Source organism: Sciscionella sediminilitoris (genome assembly GCF_000737195.2).
In the GTDB taxonomy this organism is placed as follows: Bacteria; Actinomycetota; Actinomycetes; order Mycobacteriales; family Pseudonocardiaceae; genus Sciscionella; species Sciscionella sediminilitoris.
Genome location: NZ_JALM01000064.1, coordinates 33,395 through 59,533, shown reverse-complemented (window position 1 = coordinate 59,533; position 26,139 = coordinate 33,395). Strand labels below are relative to the sequence as shown.

28 protein-coding genes are annotated in these 26,139 nt (G+C 70.0%); 17 read left to right on the top strand and 11 right to left on the bottom strand.

The genetic code is table 11. The annotated features are described in order from the left end of the window. Window positions 1-154: 154 nt before the first annotated feature. Complete coding sequence (locus tag AD72_RS23420; protein WP_020495087.1) at window positions 155-463, top strand: DUF4193 domain-containing protein; 309 nt, start codon at window positions 155-157, stop codon at window positions 461-463. Here the strand turns inward: AD72_RS23420 and AD72_RS23415 are convergent. Next, on the bottom strand, window positions 436-942 hold the full coding sequence (locus AD72_RS23415) for a DUF3093 domain-containing protein (protein WP_031468721.1): 507 nt from the start codon (window positions 940-942) through the stop codon (window positions 436-438). The two genes, AD72_RS23420 and AD72_RS23415, sit on opposite strands and share 28 nt — an antisense overlap. Before the next feature lie 24 nt (window positions 943-966). Between AD72_RS23415 and dut the strand changes: the two genes are divergently transcribed. The 3 genes from dut to AD72_RS23400 are packed head-to-tail and all read left to right on the top strand — an operon-like array spanning window position 967 to window position 2,739. Beyond that, window positions 967-1,470, top strand: coding sequence for a dUTP diphosphatase (gene dut / locus AD72_RS23410; protein ID WP_031468720.1), 504 nt, complete (start codon window positions 967-969; stop codon window positions 1,468-1,470). Continuing rightward, window positions 1,471-2,112, top strand: a complete 642-nt coding sequence (locus tag AD72_RS23405; protein ID WP_031468719.1) for a DUF3710 domain-containing protein — start codon at window positions 1,471-1,473, stop codon at window positions 2,110-2,112. It begins immediately after the preceding gene. A 3-nt stretch (window positions 2,113-2,115) separates the two neighbouring features. Beyond that, window positions 2,116-2,739: a LysE family translocator gene (locus tag AD72_RS23400; protein WP_031468718.1), complete on the top strand. Its 624-nt coding sequence runs from the start codon at window positions 2,116-2,118 to the stop codon at window positions 2,737-2,739. Window positions 2,740-2,755: 16 nt separating this feature from the next. On the opposite strand, the gene AD72_RS23395 is transcribed toward AD72_RS23400, so the two are convergent. Then, window positions 2,756-3,430, bottom strand: a complete 675-nt coding sequence (locus AD72_RS23395) for an alpha/beta fold hydrolase (RefSeq protein ID WP_031468717.1) — start codon at window positions 3,428-3,430, stop codon at window positions 2,756-2,758. Between the two features lie 257 nt (window positions 3,431-3,687). Between AD72_RS23395 and AD72_RS23390 the strand changes: the two genes are divergently transcribed. The 3 genes from AD72_RS23390 (at window position 3,688) to AD72_RS23380 (ending at window position 5,583) form a co-directional block, all read left to right on the top strand. After that, window positions 3,688-4,071, top strand: a complete 384-nt coding sequence (locus AD72_RS23390) for an OB-fold nucleic acid binding domain-containing protein (RefSeq protein ID WP_020495081.1) — start codon at window positions 3,688-3,690, stop codon at window positions 4,069-4,071. Between the two features lie 38 nt (window positions 4,072-4,109). Further along, a complete protein-coding gene (locus AD72_RS23385; RefSeq protein ID WP_037347100.1) occupies window positions 4,110-4,871 on the top strand; it encodes a DUF3159 domain-containing protein in 762 nt (253 codons plus the stop codon). 88 nt (window positions 4,872-4,959) lie between these two features. Further along, window positions 4,960-5,583: a DUF3159 domain-containing protein gene (locus AD72_RS23380; RefSeq protein ID WP_082469114.1), complete on the top strand. Its 624-nt coding sequence runs from the start codon at window positions 4,960-4,962 to the stop codon at window positions 5,581-5,583. Here AD72_RS23380 and AD72_RS23375 read toward each other — a convergent pair. Both AD72_RS23375 and AD72_RS23370 read right to left on the bottom strand, forming a co-directional pair. Next, entirely contained in the window at window positions 5,580-6,236 is a 657-nt protein-coding gene (locus AD72_RS23375) for a potassium channel family protein (protein WP_031468714.1), read from the bottom strand. The genes AD72_RS23380 and AD72_RS23375 overlap by 4 nt on opposite strands. Then, window positions 6,236-6,901, bottom strand: coding sequence for a potassium channel family protein (locus AD72_RS23370; protein ID WP_031468713.1), 666 nt, complete (start codon window positions 6,899-6,901; stop codon window positions 6,236-6,238). The genes AD72_RS23375 and AD72_RS23370 overlap by 1 nt, the downstream gene beginning before the upstream one ends. Before the next feature lie 116 nt (window positions 6,902-7,017). On the opposite strand from AD72_RS23370, the gene AD72_RS23365 reads away from it, so the two are divergent. The 3 genes from AD72_RS23365 to AD72_RS23355 all read left to right on the top strand — a co-directional run bounded on the left by AD72_RS23365 (window position 7,018) and on the right by AD72_RS23355 (window position 11,824). Then, window positions 7,018-9,033 carry an APC family permease gene (locus tag AD72_RS23365; protein ID WP_031468712.1) on the top strand — a complete coding sequence of 672 codons (2,016 nt, stop codon included), beginning with the start codon at window positions 7,018-7,020 and terminating at the stop codon, window positions 9,031-9,033. After that, the gene (locus tag AD72_RS23360; protein WP_031468711.1) at window positions 9,030-10,202 is read left to right on the top strand and encodes a class I SAM-dependent RNA methyltransferase; all 1,173 of its coding nucleotides are present in this window, start codon (window positions 9,030-9,032) and stop codon (window positions 10,200-10,202) included. The genes AD72_RS23365 and AD72_RS23360 overlap by 4 nt, the downstream gene beginning before the upstream one ends. A gap of 155 nt (window positions 10,203-10,357) precedes the next feature. Further along, entirely contained in the window at window positions 10,358-11,824 is a 1,467-nt protein-coding gene (locus AD72_RS23355) for an MFS transporter (protein WP_037347097.1), read from the top strand. Here the strand turns inward: AD72_RS23355 and AD72_RS23350 are convergent. The 3 genes from AD72_RS23350 to AD72_RS23340 all read right to left on the bottom strand — a co-directional run bounded on the left by AD72_RS23350 (window position 11,811) and on the right by AD72_RS23340 (window position 14,856). Continuing rightward, on the bottom strand, window positions 11,811-12,857 hold the full coding sequence (locus AD72_RS23350; RefSeq protein WP_031468709.1) for a hemolysin family protein: 1,047 nt from the start codon (window positions 12,855-12,857) through the stop codon (window positions 11,811-11,813). The two genes, AD72_RS23355 and AD72_RS23350, sit on opposite strands and share 14 nt — an antisense overlap. After that, window positions 12,857-14,167 (bottom strand): hemolysin family protein, encoded by a 1,311-nt coding sequence (locus tag AD72_RS23345; protein WP_031468708.1) that lies wholly within the window; start codon window positions 14,165-14,167, stop codon window positions 12,857-12,859. The genes AD72_RS23350 and AD72_RS23345 overlap by 1 nt, the downstream gene beginning before the upstream one ends. A 122-nt stretch (window positions 14,168-14,289) precedes the next feature. Next, window positions 14,290-14,856, bottom strand: coding sequence for a TIGR03086 family metal-binding protein (locus tag AD72_RS23340; protein ID WP_031468707.1), 567 nt, complete (start codon window positions 14,854-14,856; stop codon window positions 14,290-14,292). Window positions 14,857-15,006: 150 nt separating this feature from the next. Between AD72_RS23340 and AD72_RS23335 the strand changes: the two genes are divergently transcribed. Genes AD72_RS23335 through AD72_RS23325 form a run of 3 tightly spaced genes read left to right on the top strand, consistent with a single transcriptional unit; the run spans window position 15,007 to window position 17,391 of the window. Continuing rightward, window positions 15,007-16,497: a peptide MFS transporter gene (locus tag AD72_RS23335; protein WP_031468706.1), complete on the top strand. Its 1,491-nt coding sequence runs from the start codon at window positions 15,007-15,009 to the stop codon at window positions 16,495-16,497. Then, on the top strand, window positions 16,494-16,907 hold the full coding sequence (locus tag AD72_RS23330) for a RidA family protein (RefSeq protein WP_082469113.1): 414 nt from the start codon (window positions 16,494-16,496) through the stop codon (window positions 16,905-16,907). The genes AD72_RS23335 and AD72_RS23330 overlap by 4 nt, the downstream gene beginning before the upstream one ends. A 10-nt stretch (window positions 16,908-16,917) precedes the next feature. Beyond that, window positions 16,918-17,391, top strand: a complete 474-nt coding sequence (locus tag AD72_RS23325; protein WP_031468704.1) for a GNAT family N-acetyltransferase — start codon at window positions 16,918-16,920, stop codon at window positions 17,389-17,391. A 7-nt stretch (window positions 17,392-17,398) separates the two neighbouring features. Here the strand turns inward: AD72_RS23325 and AD72_RS23320 are convergent, their stop codons facing one another. Next, entirely contained in the window at window positions 17,399-18,475 is a 1,077-nt protein-coding gene (locus AD72_RS23320) for an ATP-dependent DNA ligase (RefSeq protein WP_255357178.1), read from the bottom strand. A gap of 61 nt (window positions 18,476-18,536) precedes the next feature. Between AD72_RS23320 and zapE the strand changes: the two genes are divergently transcribed. Further along, complete coding sequence (gene zapE / locus AD72_RS23315; protein ID WP_031468702.1) at window positions 18,537-19,559, top strand: cell division protein ZapE; 1,023 nt, start codon at window positions 18,537-18,539, stop codon at window positions 19,557-19,559. Here zapE and AD72_RS23310 read toward each other — a convergent pair. Both AD72_RS23310 and rocD read right to left on the bottom strand, forming a co-directional pair. Then, a complete protein-coding gene (locus AD72_RS23310) occupies window positions 19,459-20,103 on the bottom strand; it encodes a phosphatase PAP2 family protein (RefSeq protein ID WP_031468701.1) in 645 nt (214 codons plus the stop codon). The genes zapE and AD72_RS23310 overlap by 101 nt on opposite strands. 10 nt (window positions 20,104-20,113) lie before the next feature. Continuing rightward, window positions 20,114-21,328: an ornithine--oxo-acid transaminase gene (gene rocD, locus AD72_RS23305; RefSeq protein ID WP_031468700.1), complete on the bottom strand. Its 1,215-nt coding sequence runs from the start codon at window positions 21,326-21,328 to the stop codon at window positions 20,114-20,116. Window positions 21,329-21,502: 174 nt separating this feature from the next. Between rocD and AD72_RS23300 the strand changes: the two genes are divergently transcribed. Together AD72_RS23300 and AD72_RS23295 are read left to right on the top strand one after the other, a co-directional pair. Then, window positions 21,503-23,551, top strand: a complete 2,049-nt coding sequence (locus tag AD72_RS23300; RefSeq protein ID WP_031468699.1) for a S9 family peptidase — start codon at window positions 21,503-21,505, stop codon at window positions 23,549-23,551. Further along, window positions 23,552-24,445: an FAD-dependent oxidoreductase gene (locus AD72_RS23295; protein WP_031468698.1), complete on the top strand. Its 894-nt coding sequence runs from the start codon at window positions 23,552-23,554 to the stop codon at window positions 24,443-24,445. 4 nt (window positions 24,446-24,449) lie between these two features. Here the strand turns inward: AD72_RS23295 and AD72_RS23290 are convergent, their stop codons facing one another. Further along, a complete protein-coding gene (locus AD72_RS23290; RefSeq protein WP_031468697.1) occupies window positions 24,450-25,247 on the bottom strand; it encodes an SDR family oxidoreductase in 798 nt (265 codons plus the stop codon). A gap of 106 nt (window positions 25,248-25,353) precedes the next feature. Here AD72_RS23290 and AD72_RS23285 point away from each other — a divergent pair, with 106 nt between their 5' ends. Then, the gene (locus AD72_RS23285) at window positions 25,354-26,133 is read left to right on the top strand and encodes an SDR family oxidoreductase (protein WP_031468696.1); all 780 of its coding nucleotides are present in this window, start codon (window positions 25,354-25,356) and stop codon (window positions 26,131-26,133) included. Window positions 26,134-26,139 lie beyond the last annotated feature (6 nt).

Here is a 26,139-nt window from a genome sequence, read left to right as displayed (position 1 = left end):
TTATCGTTCGGCGCTCCGCGTCGACGGTCTTGACGGGGTGACGAGACAGGCATCACGTTCCTGCGTGCGGGGCGCGGGCACAAAAGCGGGTCGCGAAGCGTTAGCGACACCCGAAACAAACACCGGTGACCACAGGGGTGAGGGAAGAAGCATCATGGCTACCGACTACGACGCACCTCGGCGCAGCGAAGCGGACGACTTGGCCGAGGACTCTCTCGAGGAATTGAAGGCACGGCGCAGCGAGAACCAGTCCGGCGTCGTCGATGTCGACACCGACGCTCCGGACGAGAACTTCGAGCTGCCCGGCGCGGACCTGTCCGGGCTCTCCGGCGAGGAACTGACCGTCAAGGTGGTGCCGAAGCAGGCGGACGAGTTCACCTGCTCGGTCTGTTTCCTCGTGCACCACCGCAGCAGGCTCGCCGAGGAACGCGGCGGTCAGCTGGTCTGCCGCGACTGCGCCTGAGCGGCCTCGATGGCGGCGATGAGCCGCCGCGGGTGCCGCGTGGAGATCACCCAGTACGGAGTGGGATCGCGCTCGTCGGTGATCTCCACCCGCAGCAGCGGCTTGATCCAGCTGCGCTGCCGGACGAAGGCCGAGGGATCGAGCTCGGGGCCGAGCGCCATGCGGCGCCGCTCCGGCTCGACCGGCTCGATCTCGCCGATGTGACCGACGGGCACACGTGCCCCGCCGATCCGGAGCTCACCGTCCCGGACCTGCAGCCGCATGGAGCTGACCCGCACGAGCAGCACCAGCGCCAGCGGGAAGAGCACCACATAGGGCAGCCAGCCGCGTACGCCCGGGTAACCCATGTGGATCTCGGCGCCGAGCAGTCCGGCGGCGACGAGCGGCAGGATCCAGTGGTACCAGGGCAGGTAGAGCCGTTCGGTGAAACTCGTGGCCGGGCTCGTCTCGGCCGCCCGGTCGCTCGCGGTCTTCTCCACGATTCCAGGGTAGTCTCGCTGGTCGTGACCAGTTCCGTCGAGGTATTGCTGACCCGGCTCGATCCCGGGGTCGAGCCACCGAACTACGCGCATCCCGCCGATGCGGGCGCCGACCTGTCGTGCACCGAGGACGTCACGCTCCCACCGGGGGAGCGGGCGCTCGTGGGCACCGGGATCGCGATCGCCCTTCCGGAGGGGTACGCCGGATTCGTCCATCCGCGGTCCGGGCTCGCCGCGCGGACGGGCTTGTCCATCGTGAATTCCCCGGGCACGATCGACGCTGGCTATCGCGGCGAGATCAAGGTGTGCCTGATCAATCACGACAAGGAGAATGCGATCGAGATCCGCAGGGGAGACCGGATCGCGCAACTTGTCGTGCAGCGGATCGAGCACGCCGTGTTCCGTGAGGTGGAGAATGTCGCCGAGGTGGCAGCCTCGCCCCGCGGGGCAGGGGGATACGGGTCGACCGGAGGGCATGCGGTGCTTGCCGAGAACGGCCGGCGTAACGGTGAAGTGACGGAGGAATGAGTGGGCATCTTCAAGCGCCGGAACAAGGGTGACGAGGACTACGAGGACCTCGAGGAGTTCGACGACCGCGCGCGGTCCGGTGCGCACGGCGGGGCCGAGGAGTACCCCGAGCTCGGTCCGTACGACGAGGAGGGCGCCCCGGAGGACGAGGTGCCCCGGCTGGACCTCGGCTCGGTGCGGGTGCCGGTCCCGGAGGGCGCGCAGCTGCAGCTCGAGTTCGACGAGGAGGGCCCGCTGCGCGCGGTGCACCTGGTCACCGAGATCGGCCAGTTCACCGTGGGTGCGTTCGCCGCGCCCCGTTCCGGGGGGCTGTGGGAGGAGATCCACGACGAGCTGGCCACCCAGCTGCGCAAGGACGGCACCGCGATCGAGCGGGCCCGCGGCGAATGGGGCCAGGAGCTCGTCGGGCGCTCCGATGAGGTGATGCTGCGCTTCCTCGGGGTCGACGGGCCACGCTGGATGCTGCGCGGGGTGGTCGCCTGCCCGCCGCAGTTCGCGGACGACGCCACCATGCTGCTGCGCGACATCGTGCGGTCCACGGTCGTGGTCCGTGGCACCGATCCCTTCCCGGTGCGCAGTCAGTTGCCGCTGCGGCTGCCCGATGAGCTGGCCGCGCACATCGCCGAGCAAGCGGAGGGCTGAGCCGTGCCGAGCGCCGAACAGTGGTTGATGTTCCTCGGCAGCGTCGTGATCTTCTCGGTGCTTCCCGGGCCGGGCATGCTGTACGTGCTCGCCCGCAGCCTGCGTGGTGGCCGGGGCGAGGGCATCCGTTCGGTGTTCGGCAACACGGTCGGGGCGAGCGTGCACGCGATCGCCGCGGCACTCGGGCTCTCCGCGGTGCTCGCTGCCTCCGCCGAGGCCTTCTTCATCGTGAAGATCGTCGGCGCGGTGTACCTGGTGTTCCTCGGGGTGCGCGCCCTGCTGCAGCGCACGGACGGAACCGAGCTCACCGAGACGCGGCCGGGCAGGCACGGTGCCTTCGTGCAGGGCATCCTCTCCGAGGTGCTCAATCCGAAGACGGCGATCTACTTCCTGGCGATCCTGCCGCACTTCGTGGACACGAATTCGCGGTTCGCCGCACTGGGCATGCTGGTGCTCGGGCTGGTCGCGGTGGTGCTGGCCACGGTGGCCGACATCGTGGTGGCGCTGGCCGCCGGGGCCATCGGGGAACGGCTCGCCCGCAGGCCGCGGCTGCGCACCGGGCAGCGCTGGACCTCGGGCCTGGTGCTGATCGGGCTCGGCGGTTTCCTCGCGGCCTCGGAAGCCTGAACCGGCCCGGAACCGGTCAGCCCAGCGCCGCTTTTCCCAGTACGCCGAGATCGGCACCGATCTCGGCCAGCGAGACCTCGCGCAGCCGCGCGCCCGGGACGGTCTCCGCCCATTCACGCGCGATCCCGATCGGGTGCACCGGATCGTCGGTGCACCCCACGACGACCGTGGGCGCGGTGATCCCGGCCAGATCGGCGGCGGTCGGCGCGGGCTCGGTGGCCGCGGCGCGCAGCGAGTCCTCCAGCGCGGCCCCGTAGCGCGGCCAGGCGCGGCGCAGCTGCCCGGCCAGCCAGTCCGGGACGCCCTCGGTGGCCAGTTCCAGTGCGCGGTCGAGCCCGAGTCCGCGCACCGAATCGGCGCTGGCCCTGGCGGCGAGCGCCGCGGGCGCCTCCTCCGGTTCGCCGAGCCAGCCGGGCAGCACCGCGAGCAGGCCCGCACACCGGTCCGGGTTGCGCACCGCCCATTCGGCGCCCAGATGCGCGCCGAGTGAGACTCCGCCGACCACGACGGGCCCGTCCTGGGCTGCCGCGTCGAGGGCGGCCCGGTAGGACTCCGCGAGGCCCGGTCCGGGCACCGGGGCGGGGGTGCGCAGCTCGGCGCCCACCGCCCGGGCCGCGGGCCCGAACGCGGCCCGGATGAACACCTCGTCCGAGCCCGTGCCCGGCAACAGAACCAATCGGATTGAGGTCACGAACTCTCCTCGCTGGCGCTCGTCGGTCCCGTGACCGGCGGTGCTGTGTCCATTGGTGACCTCGCGAGCTCGGTCACGAACCCTCCTCGCTGGCGCTCGTCGGCCTCGTGACCGGCGGTGCTGTGTCCCGTGGTGACCTCGCGGGCTCGGTCACGTATCAATCCTGCCCGGGCGGGATTGATCGGCGAAACGGGGCGGTTACGCTGATGTCACACGGACAGCCACGTGGGTTGTCCTAACCGGCGCAGGAGCGCGTGATGTCGGGGACCAACAGCGGCTATTTCCGCCGCCTCATGCATCGGCTGACCAGCGATGTCGGTGAGCTCGATGCCGACGACCTCTCGCAACAGGTCCAGGAGAGCGGGGCACGGCGTGCCTGTGACTGCGGCAGTGGCGAGGAGGTCACCGTCGTGGGCAGGCTGCGTACCGTCGAGCACTGCCCGAAGGACGCCACCGCGACCCTCGAAGCGGAGTTGTTCGATGGCACGGACGGGGTAACCCTGATCTGGATGGGCCGCCGTCGCATCCCGGGAATCGAACCCGGCCGTACCATCAAGGCACGGGGGCGACTCGCGGACCGCAACGGCCGCAAGGCGCTCTACAACCCCTACTACGAACTCCAGACCCCCGCGGACGCCTGAGTGGTGCCGTTGGGGCACCGACGGTGAAGACGAGGCACATGACCAAGGAGTCCCCGACCGAAGCGACCGAAGCCGAGACCGGTGCGGCGACCGAGGCCGAGAAGTCCGAGAAGCGCGAACCCACCTTGCTCGAGCAGATGGGCGGTATCTCGGGTGCGGTCTACTCGGCCGTCCCGGTGATCGTGTTCGTCGTGGTCAACGCCGTCTCCTCGCTGATGCCCGCGATCTGGGCGGCGGTCGGTTCCGCGGTGCTGATCCTGGTGCTCCGCCTGGTGCGGCGCGAACCCATCCAGCCGGCGATCTCCAGCGTGTTCGGCGTGGCCATCGCTGCCTTCATCGCGTACCGCACCGGATCGGCGAAGGGGTACTTCGCCTACGGCATCTGGACGAGTGTCGTGCTCGGGGCCGCGTTCCTGGTCTCCGCGATCGTGCGCTGGCCGCTGGCCGGGGTCGCCTGGTCGTTCCTGAACAGCCTGGGCATGGCCTGGCGCTCGGACAAGCTCGCGCGCCGCTACTACGACATCGCCACCCTGGTCTGGGTGCTCGTGTTCGGCGCGCGGTTCGTGGTGCAGCAGTACCTGTACCAGGAGAACCTGGTCGGCTGGCTCGCCGCGGCCAGGATCGGCATGGGTCTCCCGCTCGCCGCGGTCGCCGCGCTGGTCACCATCTGGGCGGTGCACCGGGCGGACAAGCGGATGAAGGAGATCGCCGAACCGGAACAGCCGGAACAGCCGGAACCGGCCGGGTCCGCGACGGAATCCGCGCCGTCGAAACCGCTCACCCCGGGAACCGAGGAATAGCGCAACCTAGCGCAACCGATCCGCGCATCCGGGCGTTATCCGGACAAGGCGGGCAGTCGGCTCCGCCTGTACCGGCAGAGGCGGCGTCATGCGGCCAGGGCGATTCGAGCTCCCCGACGGCCGGGTGAAGGCCGTCTACGACCGGATGGGCGGGGTGACCAGCCTCCTTTACACCGCCGTTCCCATCGTGGTCTTCGTCGTGGTGAACGCGCTCACCGCGCTGCTGCCCGCCGTCTGTGCCGCGGTCGGGGCCGTGCTGATCGTCGCCGCGGTGCGGATCCTGCGCGGCGAACCGCTGCAGCCGGTCGTGTTCAGCGTGGTCGCGGTGGGCATCGCCGCGCTGCTCGCCTACCTGACCGGGAGCGCGAAGGGATACTTCACGGTCAACATTCTGACCAGTGGTTCGCTCGCGGTGCTGGGGTTCGGCTCGATCCTGCTCGGCTGGCCGCTGATCGGCGTGCTCTGGACGCTGCTCAACGGTCGCGGCACGGGCTGGCGCGCGAACCGGTTCGCGCGCCGTCAGTACGCCTATGCCACCGGCCTGCTCGCGCTCGTGTTCGGCGCGCAGTTCGTGGTGTGGGGGTATCTCTACCTCACCGACCGGGTCGGCTGGCTGGCCGCGGCGCGGCTCGGCATGAGCCTGCCGCTGCTGCTGCCCGCCGCCGTGCTCGTCGTACTGCTCGTGCGCCGGGCCGAACGCGGCGCTGTCTAGGCTCCGGTGGCCGCGCGGATGGCCGCCTCGACCCCGGGGGCGGCGACGAACAACAGCTCGTCACCCGGCTCCAGGGAATCCTCGGCGACCGGCACGATGACCCGCTCGCCGCGCAGGATGGCCACCAGCGCGGCGTCCCTCGGCAGTTCGAGGGTGCGGACGGGTTTCCCGGCGAGCGGGGTCTGCTCGGGCAGGGTGACCTCGGTCAGGTTGGCCTTGCCCTGACGCAGGGACAGCAGCTGTACCATTCCGCCGATGCTGACCGCTTCCTCGACCATGGCGGCGAGCATGCGCGGGGTGGATACGGCCACGTCGATGCCCCAGGCCTCGGTGAACAGCCATTCGTTGCGCGGATCGTTGACCCGGGCGACGACCCGGCGCACCGCGAACTCGGTCTTGGCCAGCAGCGAGTAGACGAGGTTGACCTTGTCGTCCCCGGTCGCGGCGATCACCACATCGCAGGACTGCAGGTCGGCCTCTTCGAGCGAGGAGAATTCGCAGGCGTCGGCGAGCACCCATTCGGCCTGTTCGACGACCTCGGGCGCGAAATGGGTGGCGTCCCGCTCGATGAGCATGACCTCGTGCCCGGATTCGGTGAGTTCGGCGGCGATGGACCGTCCTACGGCACCGGCCCCCGCGATCGCGATCCGCATCAGTTCGTCTCCTCGGGTGGGTTCGCCGCGACGGCACCGACCTCGTTGACCGTTCCGGACAGCGCGGCGACGTAGACGAGATCACCGGACTGCAGCACGGTCTTGGCGTCCGGCAGCACCCCGGTGCCGAAGCGCATCAGGAAGGCAACCCGCGCTCCGGTCGCCTGTTCGAGTGCCCGGACCGGTTGACCGGTCCACTCCTCGTGCACGGGCAGCTGGAGCACGGCGACCGAACCGGTCGGATCCCGCCACGCGGAGGCGAGGCCGTCCGGGAGCAGGGTGCGCAGCAGCCGGTCGGTGGACCACGGGACGGTGGCGACCGTGGCGATGCCGAGCCGTTCGTACACGGCGGCGCGGCGGTGGTCGTAGATGCGCGCGACGACGTGCTCCACGCCGAAGGTCTCCCGCGCCACGCGCGCGGAGATGATGTTCGAGTTGTCCCCGCTGGACACCGCGGCGAAGGCCTCGGCCCGCTCGATTCCGGCGGCCACGAGCACGTCCCGGTCGAAGCCCTTGCCGATCACCTGTTCGCCCGACCATTCGTGGGGCAGCCTGCGAAAAGCCTGCTTGTCCTTGTCGATGATGGCGACCGTGTGGCCGAGCCGTTCGCAGGCCGCGGCCAGCGACGAACCCACCCGTCCGCAACCCATGATCACCACGTGCACGCCGGATCCTCCTGTTTAACCCTGTCCTCGCGCACCGTACCCCGGCGCCCCGCGCGGGGACGATAAGGGACAGCCTGGTGGTGCCCCGTCATCTGGGGCGCATACCCTTGTCGACCGTGTCGAAACTCGCCACCGCGGCAAAGCGACTTGTCGTCGGCCGACCCTTCCGCAGCGACCGGCTCTCGCACACGCTGTTGCCCAAGCGCATCGCCCTTCCGGTGTTCGCTTCGGACGCGCTGTCCTCCGTGGCCTACGCGCCGGAGGAAATCTTCATCACCCTCTCGGTGGCCGGGGTCGCCGCGTTCACGCTCGGCCCGTGGCTCGGGATCATCGTGGCGATCGTGCTGCTCACGGTGGTGGCCAGCTACCGGCAGAACGTGCACGCCTACCCCTCGGGCGGCGGCGACTACGAGGTGGCCACCACGAACCTCGGCAAGCAGGCCGGGCTGGTCGTGGCGAGCGCGCTGCTGGTGGACTACGTGCTCACCGTGGCCGTGTCCATCTCCTCGGCCGCGGCGAACATCGGTGCCGTCGTCCCCTTCGTCGGCCAGCACAAGGTGCTGTTCGCGGTCGGGGCGATCGTCGTGCTCACCGCGATCAATCTGCGCGGACTGCGCGAATCGGGTACCGCCTTCGCGATCCCCACCTACCTGTTCATCTTCGGGATCGCCGCCACGATCGTGATCGGGCTGTTCAAATCGCTCGTGCTGGGGATCCCGGTGCGCGCGGTGAGCGCGGGACTCGAGCTCAAGGCCGAGGACCAGCACATGATGGGGCTGGCCTTCGTGTTCCTGGTGCTGCGTTCGTTCACCCAGGGCTGTGCCGCGCTGACCGGGGTGGAGGCGATCAGCAACGGGGTGCCCGCCTTCCGCAAGCCGAAATCGCGCAATGCGGCGAGCACCCTGCTGATGCTCGGGATCATCGCGGTGGCCATGTTCCTCGGCATCATCTACCTGGCCATGCAGAGCGGGGCCAAGCTCGCCGAGAACCCGGCGACCCAGTTCGTGAACGCCCCGCCCGGCTACCAGCAGCAGACCCTGGTCGCGCAGATCTCCCAGGCGGTGTTCTCGGCCTTCCCGCCCGGCTATTGGTTCGTGACCATCGTCACCGCGCTGGTCCTGGTACTCGCCGCGAACACGGCGTTCAACGGGTTCCCGGTGCTCGGCTCGATCCTCGCCCAGGACCGGTATCTGCCGCGCCAGCTGCACACCAGGGGAGACCGGCTCTCCTTCTCCAACGGCATCCTCGGTCTCGCGGCCTTCGCGGCGATCCTGGTCATCGCGTTCGGCGCGGAGTCCACCCGGCTGATCCCGCTCTACACGGTCGGCGTGTTCGTCTCGTTCACCCTGTCCCAGACCGGGATGGTGCGGCACTGGAACCGCTTGCTCGGCGAGGAGACCGATCCCGCGGTGCGCCGCAGGATGCGCCGCTCGCAGGCGATCAACGGTTTCGGCCTGTTCATGACCGGCGCGGTGCTCGTGGTCGTGATCATCACGAAGTTCACCGCGGGCGCGTGGATCGCGATCGCGGCCATGGTGGTGATCTTCATGCTGATGACCGCGATCCGCAGGCACTACGACCGGGTCACCGAGGAGCTGCTGAGCACCGAACAGGCCACGGTGCTTCCCTCGCGCAACCACGCCATCGTGCTGGTGTCCACCGCGCACCGGCCCACGATGCGCGCGGTGGCCTACGCGAAGGCGACCCGGCCGGACGACCTGGAGGCGGTGACGGTCAACGTGGACGAGGCGGGGACCAAGGATCTGCTGCGCCGCTGGGAGGAACTCGACCTCGGGGTGCCACTCAAGGTCGTCGAATCGCCCTACCGGGAGATCACCCGGCCGGTCCTGGAGTACGTGCGCCGGGTGCGCAGCGACAACCCGCGCGATGTGGTCACCGTGTTCATCCCCGAGTACGTGGTCGGGCGCTGGTGGGAGCAGCTGCTGCACAACCAGTCCGCGCTGCGGCTCAAGGGACGGCTGCTGTTCCAGCCAGGGGTCATGGTGACCTCGGTTCCCTGGCAGCTCGCCTCTTCCAAACGGGCTTGGGAACGGGCCAAGCAGCGCACCAGGACCGTGCACGCGCCCGGGGATGTGCGGCGCGGTATCAACACCCCGCAGGCGAAAGAGTGAATCGTTACGCGCTGGGGGACCGGGTCGAGGCCACGATCGAATCGGTCGCGCACGGCGGGCATTTCGTGGCCCGGGTCGACGGGCGGGTGTGCTTCGTCCGGCACGCGCTTCCCGGGGAACGGGTGCTCGCCGAGGTGACCGAGGACCGGGGAAAGTCCTTCTTCCGGGCCGATGCGGTCGCCGTGCTCGAGGCGGCGCCGGACCGGGTGACCCCGCCGTGCCCGCTCGCCGGAAGCTGCGGCGGTTGCGATTTCCAGCACGTTTCGCTTGCGCGGCAACGGGAACTGAAGGCCGAGGTGGTCGCCGAGCAGCTGGCCAGGCTCGGCGGGGTGCGGCGCTCGGTCGAGGTGGAGGAGCTGCCGGGTGGCCCGCGCTGGCGCACCCGGGTGCGCTACGCCGTGGACCCCGAGGGCAGGCCGGGGTTCCGCGCGCACCGCTCGCACACCGTGATCCCGGTCGAGGATTGCCCGATCACCGTGTCCGAATGCGTGGAACCCGTTGTGGGACAACGGTTTTCCCCGCGCGGAGAGGTCGCGGTAGCGGTCGATTCGCGTGCAGCGGTCACCGTGACCGAGACTGCGCCCGCCCGGTCCGGGCGGCGCGGGCGCAGCAGGCGGGTCAGCGGCGACGGGATCGCCGAACAGCACGTCGGCGGGCAGGTTTTCCGGCTCGCCGCAACGGATTTCTGGCAGGTGCACCCGGCGGCGGCCGCGACGTTCAGCGCCGCGGTCACCGAGTACGCCGCGGTGGGTCCCGCCGATCGCGTCTGGGATCTCTACGGCGGAGCGGGCCTGTTCGCCGCGCCCCTGTCCGCGGCGGGGGCCGAGGTGATCGTGGTCGAGTCCGCGGGTTCCGCGGTGGAGCACGGGCGTGCCTGCCTGCCCGCGGTGACTTTCCGGCACGGCGATGTCGAGCGGACCATCGACCGGCTGCCCGCACCCGATGTGGTCGTGCTCGATCCGCCGCGCAACGGGGCGGGGGAGCGGGCGCTGCGCGGGATCGCGGCCGCGCGTCCGGACCGGATCGTCTACGTGGCCTGTGATCCCGCCGCCCTGGGCAGGGACACCGCGCTGCTCGCGGGGCACGGCTACGAGCTGCGCGAGCTGCGCGCCTTCGACGCCTTCCCGATGACCCACCACGTGGAGTGCGTCGCCCTGTTCGTTCGCTGATCCCGGGGCCGGACGCCGAAATTCGGTCGTGCCACGCGGACTGCGCGGATAGGGTGCCGCGCGGGGACGATCGGTTCAATCGGGAAAGGAGCGGACCCTCGCCACGTACACGGGAAGCACTGTCGGCAGGACCGCTTCGCTGGCTGGCGCTCGCGGTGCTGCTGCTGGGCACCGCGCTGATCTCGATCGAGGTCACGGTGCTCAGCCTGGCCATGCCGATGATCACCGAACAGCTCCGGCCGAGCGCGACCGAGGCGCTGTGGATCGGGGACGCCTACTCGTTCACGCTCGCCGCGACCCTGGTCGCGATGGGCCTGCTCGGGGACCGGATCGGGCGCAAGCGGCTGCTGCTGATCGGGGCGAGCTGTTTCGGCCTGCTGTCCATCCCCTCCGCGTTCGCACCCGATCCGCTGGTGCTGATCCTCGCGCGCGCCCTGATCGGGATCGCCGCGGCCACCCTGATGCCGTCCACGCTTTCGCTGATCCGCAACATCTTCACCACCGAACGGGAGCGGACCTTCGCGATCGGGCTGTGGTCGATGATGCTCTCGGTCGGCGGGGCGGTCGGCCCGTTGCTCGGCGGGGTGCTGCTGGACCATTTCTGGTGGGGTTCGGTGTTCCTGATCAAGGTGCCGTTCGTGATCCTGCTCGTGGTCCTCGGGTTCTTCGTGCTCCCGGAATCGCGTGATCCGCACCCGGCGCCGTGGAACATGACCGGCGTGGTGCTGTCCATGATCGGGATGTTCGGCGTGGTGTACGGGATCAAGGAGCTCACCGCCTATGGCCTCGGCCAGCCGGTCGCCTGGCTCGCCGCGGTGATCGGGCTCGCCGCGCTGTGGTTTTTCGTGCGCGGCCAGCGGCGCTCGGCCCATCCACTGATCGATGTCGGCCTGTTCGCGAACGCGCGGTTCTCCGGTGCCGTGGTGGCGAATCTGCTCGCCGCCCTCGCCGATATCGGGGTGCTGTTCTATCTCACGCAGTACTTCGAACTGGTGCTCGGCCTCAGCCCGCTGCAGGCCGGGCTGCGGCTGTTGCCCGCGGCGGTCGCCGCGATCCCGGCCGCGCTGCTCGCCGGCCGGCTCGCCCGGGCCAGTGCCCCGCGCACGGTGGTCGCGCTCGGCCTCGGCGCCAGCGGGGCGGGCATGCTCGCGCTGATGACCGTGGACGCCACCACGCCGTACCCGCTGCTCGCCGTGTTCCTCGCGGTGTTCGGGCTCGGGCTCGGCTTCGCGATGACGGTGACCACCGACGAGATCGTGATCAGCGTGCCGAAGGAGAAAGCGGGTGCGGCGGGCGCGATCTCCGAGTCCGCCTTCGAACTCGGCGGGGCGTTCGGGATCGCGCTGCTGGGCACCGTGGTCACGGCGGTGTACCGGGCCCAGGTTCCGGTGCCGCGCGGCGCGGATGCCGAGACCGTGCGGGATTCGCTCGGCGGCGCGGTCGCCGAGGCGGGACGGCTCCCCGGCACCGGACTGCTCAGCGGCGCCCGGGACGCCTTCGTGCACGGCCAGGCGGTCGCCTTCACCCTCGGCGGTGCGCTGCTCGTGCTGTGCGCCTTCGCCTCCTGGTTCCTGCTGCGCGCCCGGGCATCGGAAACCCGGCCGGAACCTAGCCGCTGCTGACGTGGGTGCCGTCCCGGACGGTGCCCACGTACTCCTCGACCAGGTCCTCGAGCGCGACCACGCCGAGCACCGCGCCGTCCCCGCCCACCGCGGCACCGAGATGCGACTGGGCCCGGCGCAGCGCGGAGATCGCGTCGTCCACCCGGGCATCCGAGGGCAGCTCGGGAAGCCCGCGCACCCGCCCGCGCGGCACCGGGGTCTCCCGCGGTTCACCCGCGCTGTCGAGCACATCCTTGATGTGCAGGTACCCGGTGAGCCGACCGCTCGCATCGCGGACCGGGTAGCGGGAGAACCCGGTCGCGGCGACCGCGTCCGCCACATCGCCGATGGTCGGTTCGCTGGGCAGCGTGGTCGTGTCCGCCAGCGGGACGAGCACATCGGCGACGGTGCGGCTGGTCGCCCCGCGCAGCGTCTTGGCCAGCCTGCGGTGCTCGGACTGGTCCAGCAGCCCCTCCCGGCGCGATTCCCCGATCAGCGAGGCGAGCTCGGCGGGTGTGTACGCGGCGTCGAGCTCGTCCTTCGGGGTGACCTTGAGCAGTTTGAGCACCGCCGTGGAGATCGCGGTGAACAGGTCGAGCAGCGGTTTGGTGAGCCTGCAGAACCCGTAGTGCACGGGGACGAGCCACATCGCCGCGCGCTCGGGCCCGGCGATCGCCAGGTTCTTGGGCACCATCTCGCCGAGCATCGTGTGCAGGATCGTCACCACCACGAGCCCGAGCGCGAACCCGAGAGCGTGGCGCAGCGCGGCCGGTGCGCCCAGCGCGTCCATCGGCGCCTCGAGCAGGGTGGCGAAGGCCGGTTCGGACAGCGCGCCGAGCAGCAGGGTGCAGACCGTGACCCCGAGCTGCGCCCCGGCGATCAGCAGCGGCAGTTTCTCCCCGGCACGCAGTGCGGTCCGGGCGCGCGCGTTCGAGGCGGCCAGCGCCTCAAGGCGGTCCCGGCGCGCGGTGAGCACCGCGAACTCGGCACCGACGAAGAACGCGTTGCCGATGAGCAGCAGGATGGTGATGCCGATGGCGAGCCAGGGATTCATCAGCGTTCCCTCGCCACCCGCAGCTCGGCGACCCGCAACCGGTCCATCCGCATCACCGTGATCCGCCAGCCGTCGATGCGCACTTCCTCGCCGACCGAAGGGATCCGGCCGAACCGGTCCACGACCATCCCGGCCAGAGTCTCGTACTCGCCCTCGGGCATCCGGAATCCGGTGGCCTCGGCGACCTCGTCGTCCCGCAGCAGCCCGGAGACCATCCAGGACTCGCGCCCGAGCGGGCGGACCGGGTTCACCTCGCCGCGGTCGTGCTCATCGCGCACATCGCCGACGATCTCCTCGACAAGGTCCTCCAGGGTGACGATGCCCGCCGAACCGCCCCATTCGTCCACGACGAGGGCCAGCTGCAGCCCGGAATCGCGCAGCCGGTCCAGCAGCGCGTCCCCCTCCAGCGAGCTCGGCACCGTGGGCACCGGGCGCACCAGCGCGGAGAGCGGGGTGCTCGCGCGCTGCCGGGCGGGCACCGAGAAGGCCTGCTTCACGTGCACCGCGCCGCGCACATCGTCCATGTCCACCTCGTGCACCGGGAACCGGGAGAACCCGGTGCGCCGGGTGGCCGCGATGAGGTCGTCCACGGTCGCGTCGAGTTTCAGCGACTCCACCCGCATGCGCGGGGTCATCAGCTCGTCCGCGGTGCGCTCGCCGAACCGCAGGGAGCGGTCCAGCAGCGCCGCGGTGCCCTGGTCGAGGGTGCCCTGCGCGGCCGAGGAGCGCACCACCGAGCCCAGTTCGGCCGGGTTGCGCGCGGACCGCAGCTCCTCGGCCGGTTCCACCCCGAGCCGGCGCACGATCCAGTTCGCGGCGCCGTTGAGCCCGCGGATGAACCAGCGCAGGATCCAGGAGAACCACCACTGCATTCCGGCGACGGCGCGCGCGACGGGAAGGGCGCGCGCGATGGCGAGGTTCTTCGGCACCAGCTCGCCGAAGATCACCGACAGGGCCGTGGCGAGCAGCACCGAGAGCACCGCGGCTATCGGCGTGGCCACCCCGAGCGGGATGGACATCGCGGTGAACAGCGGCCGCAGCAGCCCGGCCACCGCGGGTTCCGCCATGGTCCCGGTGACCAGTCCGGTCAGCGTGATACCCAGCTGGGCACCGGAGAGCTGGAAGGAAAGCGTGTGCTGGGCCTGGCGCACCCGTTTGGCGCGCCGGTCGCCGACGGCCTTCTCGTGCGCGTCGACCTGCACACCCTCGAGCGTGGTCAGGGAGTATTCCGCGGAAACGAACACCGCGGCGATCGCGGTCACCGCGAGCACGCCGATCAGCTGCAGCGAGCTGGCAAGAATGTCACTCACGGGATGAACCACCCGTGAGCGTTGGTATGGCAGCCTGACGACTCGTCGTCACGCAAGTACGAGGCACCCCTTCGCGGAATCAAATGAGAATCGGTGCGCTCATTATAGGCGAAATCGTGTGCTCAGCGTCGCCAGTGCGGATCACGTCCACTCAGCGCGATCAGCCGGGCGACCGCGCTCGCGTTCGCGTCCACCGGGACCTCCTCGGCGAAGATCGCCCCGCGCCAGGCACTGATCTTGGGCCGGGTGTACCGGTCGATCAGGCGCGCGAGTTCGGCGGGGATCCGCGGATCGACCCCGATCGCGACGCCGATGTCCCAGGCGTGCACCGCCAGGTCGAAGGTCATCTGCTCCAGGTAGAGCTGCGCCGGGCTGGTGCCGAAGGACAGGTGCACCTCGCGTTCGGTGGCGCCGGGTTCGAGCCAGGCGGCGCGGGCGGCCGCGGCCGCGGACTCCCAGCGCGCGACCGGACGGTTACCGAGAACATCCCCGGAATACCGATCACCGACCTGATCCATTGTTTCTCCGTGCAACAGGTGCGGCACCCACAGTTGTTCCTCGGTCAGGTGATTGAGCACATCCCGAACGGACCATTCCGAGCACGGGGTCGGGGAATCCCATTCGCCGATACGGTGCGTGACCCGGTCGAATGTCTCGAGAGCCGTGCCGTGCGCGTCGAGCAGTTCCATGCGTAGAGGGTAGACCTCGGGGCCAAATCGATTACCCAGGATGACCGCCGATTTCCGGCTGCGGTTAGGGTCCCCCTGCGCGACCGTCACCCGGTCGTGTTTTCGGAACCGTTTTCCCACGAGGAATCACATCGCAAGGGAGCGAGCCGCGTGACAACTACGGCGCCTACCGAGGAGGAAAAGCCTCAGCAGTACGGCTTTTTCGGCCACCCATTCGCGCTGTCGACCTTGTTCGCCACCGAATTCTGGGAACGCTTCTCGTACTACGGGATGAAAGCGCTCCTGATCTACTACATGTACTACCAGGTCACCGAGGGCGGTCTCGGGATCGACCAGGGCCTGGCCACCGCGCTGATGTCGGTCTACGGCGCGCTCGTGTACATGGCCGGGATTCCCGGCGGCTGGATAGCCGACCGGCTGCTCGGCGCGCAGCGTTCGGTCGCGCTCGGTGCCGTGCTGATCATGTGCGGTCACATCGTGCTGTCCCTGCCGGGCGGCGGGCTCGGTGGCCTCTACGGTTCGATGGTGCTGATCGTGCTCGGCACCGGCCTGCTGAAGACGAACACCTCGAAGATCGTCGGCGATCTCTACGACGAGAAGGACATTCGCCGGGACGCGGGGTTCTCGATCTTCTACATGAGCGTCAACGCGGGCGGTTTCATCGCGCCGCTGGTGCTCGGCCCGCTGCGCGATCTCGGCGGATTCCATCTCGGCTTCCTCGCCGCCGCGATCGGAATGGCGATCGGTCTCGTCTGGTACGTCAGCACCCGGAAGGTGCTCAAGAGCGCGGGCCAGCAGCCGCCGAACCCGATCGGGGCCGCCGAACGCAAGCGCGCGTTCTCGATTCTCGGGCTGGTGATCCTCGTGGTCGCCGTCTACCTGCTCGTGCTCGCGGTGACCGGGGCGCTCACCGCCGATGTGGTGATCTACTCGATTTCCGGTCTCGCGTTCATCGCGCCGATCTCGTACTTCACGATCATGTTGCGCAGCAAGAAATCCACGCCGGTGGAGAAATCGCGACTGGTCGCGTTCATCCCGCTGTTCATCGTGTCGATGTTCTTCTGGATGATCCAGGAGCAGGGTGCGAATATCGGTGCGGTTTTCGCCGACAAGCGAACGGATCTGCATATCTTCGGCTGGTCGATCAATCCGGAATTCTTCCAGTCGATCAACCCGCTCGCGATCGTGATCCTCGCTCCGGTGTTCGCTTATGTGTGGACCAGGCTCGGTACCCGGCAGATCTCGACGCCGGTCAAATTCGGTATCGGCGGCATCATCGGCGGTATCTCGTTTCTGATTCTGGTTTTCCCGGGATGGATCAGCGGAACCGATGCCAAGGTGAGCCCGTGGTGGCTGTTCTCCAGTTTCGTCGTCGTGGTTCTCGGTGAATTGCTGATCTCCCCGGTCGGGCTTTCCGCGACCACCAAGCTCGCGCCCGCGGCCTTCACCTCGCAGATGATGGGCCTGTGGTTCCTGAACAACGCGGCGGGGCAGGGAATCAACGCGCTGATCACCCCGCTCTACAGCGCGGACACCGAGACCGGCTACTTCCTGATCGTCGGCGCGGTGCCGATCGTGGCCTCGATCGTGCTGCTGACCATGGCACCATGGATCAAGAAGAAGATGATGGGAGTCCCGTGAGCGAACAGAGTCCGGTGAGCGAGCTGAGCCATGTCGACCCCGGGAATGTCGCCCCGGGTAACGGCTACACCCACGTGGTCACCGGGACCGGGCGGTTCGCCGCGATCTCCGGTCAGATCGCGCTGGACGAGAACGGGGCCATCGTCGGCGAGGGTGATCCGGAAGGCCAGGCGCGGCAGGTGTTCGAGAATCTGCGCCGCTGTCTCGCGGCGGTCGGTACGGGTTTCGAGCACGTGGCCAAGCTGACCTTCTACGTCACCGATCTCGGGGTGTTGCCCGCGGTTCGCGTGGTCCGCGACGAGTACGTGGACCCGGCGAAACCACCGGCCTCCACCGCGGTTCAGGTCACCGCGCTCGTCCGGCCGGAGCTGCTGATGGAGATCGAGGCACTGGCCCTGATTCCGGAATAGGATCCGTTGCATGCCAACAGATCCGCACCTCGTGCGGCTCCATCCGGAGGACGCGGGCGAGGTACTGACCCTGCAACGGGCGGCGTACGTGGACCAGGCCCGCGCACACGCGGACTGGTCGCTGCCGCCGCTCGTGCAGGGCCAGGCGGAGATCGCCGGGGAGTTGGCCGATCCGGCCGTGCTCGCTCTCGGAACACGCGAGGGAGCGCGGCTGGTCGCGGCCGTGCGGGTGCGCTGCGCGGACGGGGTCGCCGAGCTCGGCCGCCTCATCGTGGCCCCGGACCGGCAGGGCGCCGGGCTCGGCAGTGCCCTGCTGCGGGCCGCGGAACGCGAGGTTTCCGCCCGCTGCACGGTGATCCGCCTGTTCACCGGAGAGTTCAGCACCGGGAACCTGCGGCTCTACCAGCGGCACGGCTACGTGGAACACCGGCGCAGTCAGGCGGGGCACTACCAGTTGGTGCACCTGGCGAAAACCCTGCCCTGAGCCGGGTTCAGCGGGCCCGCACCCGGCCGGCGAGCACCGCGTCCAGGTCGAAGTTGACCGGTTCCTCGAGCTGCTCGTAGGTGCACGAATCGGGTTCCCGGTCCGGGCGCCAGCGCAGGAACTGGGCGTTGTGCCGGAACCTGCTCGGCACCCCGCCCTCGGTGTGCTCGTAGGAGACCTCGAGTACCCGTTCGCGACGCAGCGGAACCCAGGGCTGCTCCTCGGAACGCCAGCGGTTGATCCCACCGGGGATCCGGCGGCCGTCCTCGGCCCCGGGACCGAGCCAGGGATGGTCCGCCTCGCCGCCGGAGATGAGCGGGGCGAGTTCCTCGGCGAGTGCGCGCCGCCGCGCGACCGGGAAGGAGCCGACCACCCCGACGTGGTGCAGCACGCCGTGCGAATCGTGCAGGCCGAGCAGCAGCGAACCCACCAGCTCGCCCGGTTCGCCGTCCACGTGCCAGCGCAGTCCGGCGAGCACGCAGTCCGCGGTGCGCGAGTGCTTGATCTTGACCATGCTGCGTTTGCCCGGCTGATACGGGGAGTCGAGCCGTTTGCCCATCACCCCGTCCAGTCCGGCGCCCTCGAACAGCTCGAACCAGGTACCCGCGGTCGCCGCGGATTCGGTGGCCGGGGTGAGGTGCACCCGCTCGGTGGTGAACTCCAGCGTGCTCAGTGCCTCGCGGCGCTGGCGCACCGGTTCGCCGCGGGCGTCCGCATCCCCGAGTGCGAGCAGGTCGAAGGCCACGAACTGGGCGGGTTTGGTCTCGGCGAGCAGTTCGATGCGGCTGCGGGCCGGATGCACCCGTTCGGAGAGCGAGTCGAAATCCAGCCTCCCGTTCAGCGCGACGATGAGCTCCCCGTCGAGCACGATCCGCTCGGGAAGCGCCTCGGCGAAGGCGGTGAGCATCTCCGGGAAGTAGCGTTGCAGCGGTTTGCCCGAGCGCGACTGCATGAAGATCTCGTCGCCCTCGCGGAACACCAGGCAGCGGTAGCCGTCCCATTTCGGCTCGAACAGCCAGCCGGGCTCGTCCGGGATCCGCTTGACCGGGCTGGCGAGCATGGGCTTGATCGGTGGGGTGAGCACGGGAGAAGCGTAAACCGGACGCGCGTCGCTGTGGTGGAAATCGCAGCTCTACGGTGGAGATATGTCCACAGCCCGGCTCAGCGAGCGGAGCCCGTCCATCGCCCCAGAGGCGCTCATCGCCTCGATGGTGCCCCCGCCGCGGTTCGACAAGGTCCGGTTCGACACCTACATCCCGAACCCGGAGGAACCGAGCCAGGCCGAGGCGGTCACCGCCTGCGCGGACTTCGCGCGCAGCCTCGGCGCGCCGCGGGAATCCAAGCTGCGCAAGGTCTTCGGCCGGGCGAGCAAGGCACAGGGGCGCGGACTCTACCTGGACGGCGGTTTCGGGGTGGGCAAGACGCATCTGCTCGCCTCGATCTGGCACGCCACCGAGGGGGAGAAGGCCTACGGCACCTTCGTGGAGCTGACCAATCTGGTCGGAGCGCTCGGCTTCCGTACCGCCGTGGAGAAACTGTCCGGGCACCGGCTGCTGGCGATCGACGAGTTCGAGCTGGACGATCCCGGTGACACCATGCTGGTGACCAAGCTGATCTCGGAGCTGGCCGATGCGGGGGTCTCGATCGCGGCCACCTCGAACACTCTGCCGGGCAAGCTCGGTGAGGGCCGGTTCGCCGCGGAGGACTTCCTGCGCGAGATCCACGCCATGGCCAGCCGGTTCGACGTGGTGCGGGTGGACGGGCCGGACTATCGGCACCGCGGGCTCCCCGAGGCCCCCGATCCCAGTGACGACGCGCGGCTGCGTGCCCGCGCGGAGGCCACCGCGGGCGCGACCCTGGACGGTTTCGACGAGCTGTGCGAATACCTGGCCACGCTGCACCCGTCCAAGTACGGGGTGCTGCTGGACGGCGTCGAGCTGGTGTGCCTTTCCCAGACGCACGCGATCGGGCGCCAGGATGTGGCGCTGCGCTTCGTGGCACTCGCCGACCGGCTCTACGACCGGGCGATCCCGGTCGCGGTGTCCGGCAAACCGATCCCGGAACTGTTCACCGAGGAGATGCTTGCCGGTGGGTACCGGAAGAAGTATCTGCGCGCGATTTCCCGGCTGATCGCCCTGTCCAGGGACGCGGGCGCAGACGAAGACTGAGCGCGTACAACCCGAGGCCGACCGCGCAGCCGAGCGCCGCCCCGCCGATCGTGTCGGTGAGGTAGTGGTACCGCCCGGCGATCAGCCCGAACGCGCCGATCAGGGCGAGCGGGACCGCGGGGTAGCCGAACCTGCGGTGCGCCAGCACGAACACGGTCAGCGTGGCCACCAGCAGCGTGGTGTGCCCGCTCGGATAGCACAGGTTGCCCGCGTAGTGCCGGTCGAACACCGGCTTGAGCAGCACGCTCGAGCACAGCACCGCGAGCGGGGGAGCGCACACCGCGAGTACCGCGATCCGGAACCGCCTGCGGTAGAGGTGATACCCGGCGAGCAGCAGCGCGGCCCCGTAGACCAGGGTGGGCATGCTGAAGGTCAGCAGCACCGAACGCCAGCCCGGATCCGCTCCCGCCGGCCCGGCAAGGGTGGTGAAGAACCAGGCGTCCAGTGCGCTCGGGGAGTGCTGCCCGGCGAAGACGGCCCCGAGCACGCCGGTGACCGCGAGCAAGCCGAGAACGGTGATCGACAGGCTCGTGGTCCGGCGCATGCCATCGAGACTACGTGGCGACCACCTCGGTGACCGCGTCGATGCCCCGGTCCAGGTCGGATTCCTCGATCACCAGCGGGGGAGCGATGCGCAGCGTGTTGCCGTGGGTTTCCTTGCACAGCACGCCCCGCTGCGCGAGCGCCTGCGAGGCCTCCCGCCCGCTCGGCCCGCCAGGGGCGATGTCCACCCCGGCCCAGAGCCCGCGCCCGCGCACCTCGGCGACTCCGGAACCGACCAGTTCACCGAGCCGCGCGTGCAGGCGCGCGCCGAGCCGGGTGGAGCGCTCCTGGAACTCGCCGGTGCGCAGCAGCCCGATGACCGCGCGGCCGACGGCGCAGGCGAGCGGGTTCCCGCCGAAGGTGGAGCCGTGCTCGCCCGGCTTGAGCAGGCCGAGCACATCCGCGCTGCCGACCACCGCGGAGACCGGGAGGATCCCGCCGCCGAGCGCCTTGCCCAGCGTGTACAGGTCCGCGCGCACGCCTTCGTGGTCCAGGGCGAGCAGGGTTCCGGTGCGCGCCAGCCCGGACTGGATCTCGTCGGCGATCAACAGCGCGCCGAACCGGTCGCACAGCTCGCGGACCCGGGCCAGGTACCCGGCCGGTGGCACGACGACCCCCGCCTCACCTTGGATCGGTTCGATGAGCACGGCCGCGGTGCGCTCGGTGAACTGGGCGGCGAGCTCGTCGATGTCCCCGTACTTCGCGACCCGGAATCCGGGGGTGAACGGCCCGAAATCGGCGCGCGCGGTGTTGTCGGTGGAGAAGGAGATGATCGTGGTCGTGCGGCCGTGGAAGTTCTCCCCGACGACGATGATCTCGCAGCCGTCCTGGGGCACCTTCTTGACCTGGTAGGCCCATTTGCGGGCGAGTTTGACCGCCGACTCCACCGCTTCGGCGCCGGAGTTCATCGGCAGCACCATCTCGGTTCCGGTCAGCTCGGCGAGTTCCTGGCAGAACGGCCCGAACTGGTCGTGGTGGAACGCGCGCGAGGTCAGCGTGACCTTGCCCAGCTGGGCGATCGCCGCCTCGGTCAGCGCCGGGTTGCGATGACCGAAGTTCAGCGCCGAGTAGCCGGCGAGGAAATCGAGGTAGCGCTTGCCCTCCACATCGGTGACCCAGGCACCCTCTCCTTCGCTGATGACCACATCGAGCGGGTGGTAGTTGTGCGCGGAGTAGTGCTCATCGAGGGCGAGGAAATCGGCGGCGCGGGATTCGGTCATGGTCATAGGCTAGAGGCTAGGCGGTGCCGACGGTTGTTTCAGCCGGGTTTCTTTGCGCATTGCGGCGATCTGTTGCGCGATCATGCCGATATGGTCATGAATCCTTGTGTGGACCCGGGGGCGCTACCGGGCGGTTCCGTGGTCTGCGAGGCTGCGGGGGTGAGCGATTCGTTTCCCCGCATGCAGGCCCGTACACAACGATTCACCCTCGGTACCCCGCGAACGTTCCAGATCTCCCCGGACGGTTCGCGCGTGCTGTTCCTGCGCTCGGCCTCCGGGACCGATCCGGTGCACCGGCTGCACAGCTTCGATGTGGCCAGCGGCACCGAGACCTGTCTGCTCGACCCGGCCGCGCTCGGTGGCACCGAGGAGGAACTGCCCGCCGAGGAGCGCGCGCGGCGCGAGCGGTCCCGCACCCGGGGCTCCGGGGTACAGGGCTATTCCTGCGATGCCGAGCACCGGATCGCGGTGGCCGCGCTCTCCGGGCGCTGCTACGTGGTGGAGCTCGGCGCGGGCCGGGTCCGGGAACTGCCGACCGCGCAGGCGATCGTGGACCCGCGGCCGTCCCCGGACGGGGCGCACGTGGCCTATGTCAGCGAGGGCAGGCTGCGGGTGATCGGCTCGGACGGCACCGGGGACCGGGAACTGGCCGGGGAGGACGGGGTGAGCTGGGGGCTCGCCGAGTTCGTCGCCGCGGAGGAGATGGGGCGCTCGTGCGGCTACTGGTGGTCCCCGGACGGGCGGTGGCTGCTCGCCGCGCGGGTGGACGCCACGGCGTTGCCGCAGTGGACGATCGCGGACGCGGCGAATCCGCAGTCCCCGGCGCGCACGGTCGGTTATCCCGCGGCGGGATCGGTGAACGCCGAAGTCTCGCTGACCCTGATTTCCCTTGACGGGCAACGAATCCCGGTCGAGTGGGATCGGGAAACGCACGAATACCTCGCCGCGGTGCACTGGTCCGAGCACGGCGCGCCGCTGCTCGCCGTGCAGTCCCGCGATCAGCGCAGCCTGCAGTTCCGCACCGTGGACACGCACACCGGCCGTACCGAACTGCACTACGAACAGACCGATCCGGTGTGGGTCGACCTGGTGGACGGGGTTCCCGCGTGGACCGCCTCCGGTGAACTGGTCACCGTGCGCGCCGCGGACGGGGCCTACCGGCTCTTCCTCGACGACCGAGCGGTGACCCCGGACGGGATGCAGGTGCGCTCGGTCCTGGATGTCGGCAAGGACGTGCTGTGCACCGCATCGATGGGCGATCCGACCAGGATCCACGTGTACCGGGTGGACGCGGACAGCGTGCAGCAGCTGTCCACTGTGGAGGGTGTGAACGGAGGGACCCGCCGCGGTGACGCGTTCGTGCTCACCTCGCTCGGCCTGGACGAGGCCGGGGTGCGCGCGACCGTCCACAGTGGATCCCGGGCGCTGGAACTGGAATCGCTGGCCGTCGCCCCGCCGCTGAAGCCGCAGCCGGAACTGCTCGAGCTCGGCGAGCGCGGGCTGCGTGCCGCGCTGCTGCTGCCCAGCGATCACGTGCCCGGTACGAAGCTGCCGGTGCTGCTGGATCCCTACGGTGGCCCGCACGCGCAGCGAGTGCTCGCCGTGGCCAACGCGTTCACCACGCCGCAGTGGATCGCCGACCAGGGATTCGCCGTGCTGATCGCCGACGGTCGCGGAACTCCCGGTCGTGGCCCGGAATGGGAGCGGGCGATCCACCACGAGCTCGCCGAGGTCACCCTCGCCGATCAGGTCGACGCGCTGCACGCGGCCGCCGAGCACTGTGCCGATCTGGATCTCGGCCGGGTCGCGATCCGTGGCTGGTCCTACGGCGGCTACCTTTCCGCGCTCGCGGTACTGCGCCGCCCGGATGTGTTCCACGCGGCGGTCGTCGGCGCCCCGGTCACCGAATGGGGGCTCTACGACACCCACTACACCGAGCGCTATCTGGGCACGCCGGAGGAGAATCCGCAGGTGTACCAACGGAATTCGCTCACCGACGAGGCGAGCGGGCTGCGCAGCGAGATGCTGATCATCCACGGTCTCGCCGATGACAACGTGTTCGCCGCGCACGGACTGCGGCTGTCCGCGGCACTGCTCAAGGCGGGCCGGCGGCACGCGATGATCCCGATGCCGGGCGTGACCCACATGTCACCGACCGACGAGGAGAGCGCCGAGCATTTCCTGCTGTTCCAACTGGACTGGATCAAACGCGCGCTGGAGGTGCGGTAGATGCGGATCACCGTCGTCGGGGCGGGCGTCATCGGGCTCACCGCGGCACTGCGGCTTTCCGAACAGGGCCACACGGTCCGGGTGCTCGCCGACAGGTTCGGTGAGGAGACCACATCCGCTGCCGCCGCCGCGCTGTGGCTGCCCTATCTCGCCGAGCCGTACGAGCGGGTGCTCGGCTGGGGCACCCGCGGGCTCGCGGTGCTGCGCGAGCTCGCCGGGGTTCCGGGCGCCGGGGTGCGGATGCGCACCGGGGTGGAACGGTGCGGGGGCGAGGAACCGTCCTGGCTGCGGCACGTCGGCGAGTACGAGCGGGTGCCCGGCGGGGTGCGGGTGACGGTGCCCGTGGTGGACATGTCGATCCACCTGCCCTGGCTGGCCGGAATGCTGCACGGGCGCGGGGTTTCCCTGGAACGCGGGCGGGTCGCCCGGCTGGACGAAATCACCGGGGCGGACCTCGTGGTGAACTGCACCGGGCGGGCCGCCGAGGAGCTCGTCGCGGGGGAGCGGATCACGCCGATGCGCGGGCAGATCGTCGTGCTCGAACAGTGCGGGATCGAGGAATGGATCGTGGACGATATCGACGGCGAGCAGCCGATGTACGTCATTCCCCGCGAGCACACCGTGATCTGCGGCGGCACGCTGTTCGAGTCCGCCGACACCGAGCCCGATCCCGTTGTCACACAACGGATTCTGCGCCGCTGCGCGGAGGAGGTCCCGGCAGTGGGCACCGCGCGGGTGCTCACCGACCGGGTCGGGCTGCGTCCCACCCGGGAGGAGGTGCGCCTCGAGTTCGGCGCCGATGGCGTGCTGCACTGCTACGGGCACGGCGGTTCCGGGGTCACCATGGCCTACGGCTGCGCTGAGGAGGTGGCCTCGCTGGTCGCCGGGCGCTGATCGATCAGCGCCCGCCGCCGTAGAACCGGCGCATGCCCGCGGCCCAGCGGTCCGGATCGGCGGCCCGGTGCGCGTACATGGTGGCCACCTCCGGGTGCGGGAGGATGTGCAGCCGTTCCTCGGCGAGCCCTTCGAGGACGGTCTCGGCGACCTGATCGGGCTCGAGCAGCGCGCCGCTGTTCGCCACGGCGAGCGCGGCCGGGTCCTCTGCCTCGATCCCGGGCAGCAGCATCCCGGTGCGCACCCCCATCGGGCACAGCAGGCTCACCCCGATGCCCCGATCGCCGTAGGTGACCGCGAGCCATTCGCCGAAGGCCACCGCGGCGTGCTTGCTGACGCTGTACGGCGCGTCCCCGTACGCGGTGAGCAGTCCGGCCGCCGATGCGGTGTTGAGCAGGTAACCGGCCCCGCGGTCGAGCATCGAGGGCAGCACCGCGTGCGCGGCGTACACGTGCGGCAGCACGTTGACCGACCAGGCGCGCGCCCAGTCCTGCGCGCTCGCCTCGATCCCGGCCCCGGAGGTCACCCCGGCATTCGCGCAGAACAGGTCGACGGGACCGAACTCCCGCTCGGCGAGGCTCACCAGTTCGGCCGCGCTCTCCTCCCGGCTGACGTCGACCGCGGTCGGCACGGCCGCACCCCCGGCCGCGCGCACCGCATCCGCGGTGGCCGCCGCGCCCGCCTCGTCCAGGTCGGCGACCACGATCCCGCGCGCCCCCTCGGTGGCGAACCGGCGCGCGAGCGCGGAGCCGATGCCGCCCGCTCCGCCGGTGATGACGACGACCTTGTCCTCGATGCGCACGCCCGCGTCCTCCTCTGCTTACCGTGATCCCATACCGACCAGTCGGTTCACGTTGTACGGTAGGCAGCGAGCAGCACAACGTCAACGCGAACAGAAGGGACCGAGCATGGCGACAGGGGAATTCGCGGGCAAGACCGCGCTGGTGACCGGCGCCTCGCGGGGGATAGGCAGGGCGACGGCGTTCGCGTTCGCCGAGCGCGGCGCGAACGTCGTGCTGTGCTCCCGCAAGCAGGAGGGGCTCGACCAGGTCGCCGAGGAGATCCGTGCGGCGCACCCGGAGGCGCGGGTACTCCCGCGCGCCGCGCACGCCGCCGACGACCAGCAGGCGCGGGAGGCCGTCGAGGCCGCGGTCGAAGCGTACGGCGGGCTCGACGTGCTGGTGAACAACGCCGGTACGAACCCCTACATGGGGCCGATGGTGGACATCGACGCCGAACGCGCGCGCAAGACCTTCGAGGTGAACCAGTGGTCGATCGTGGCCTGGACGAAGGCGGCCTGGCACGCGGCGATGGCCGAACGCTCCGGGGCACCGGCCGCGGTGGTGAACATCGCCTCGATCGGCGGCCTGGCCACCGAACCGGGAATCGGCTTCTACAACGCGACCAAGTCCGCGGTCATGCACCTGACCCGGCAGTTCGCCGCGGAACTCGCGCCGAAGGCCCGGGTGAACGCCATCGCCCCGGGAATCGTGCGCACCAAGCTCGCCGAGGCGCTGTGGAAGGAGCACGAGGAGCGGATCGCGGAGGCGATGCCGCTCAAGCGGATCGGTGAACCCGAGGACATCGCGAATGCCGTGCTGTTCCTCGCGGGCGAACAGTCCTCCTGGCTCACCGGTCACACGCTCGTGGTGGACGGCGGCGCGCTCGTGCGCCCGCAGATCGCGTAGGAGGCA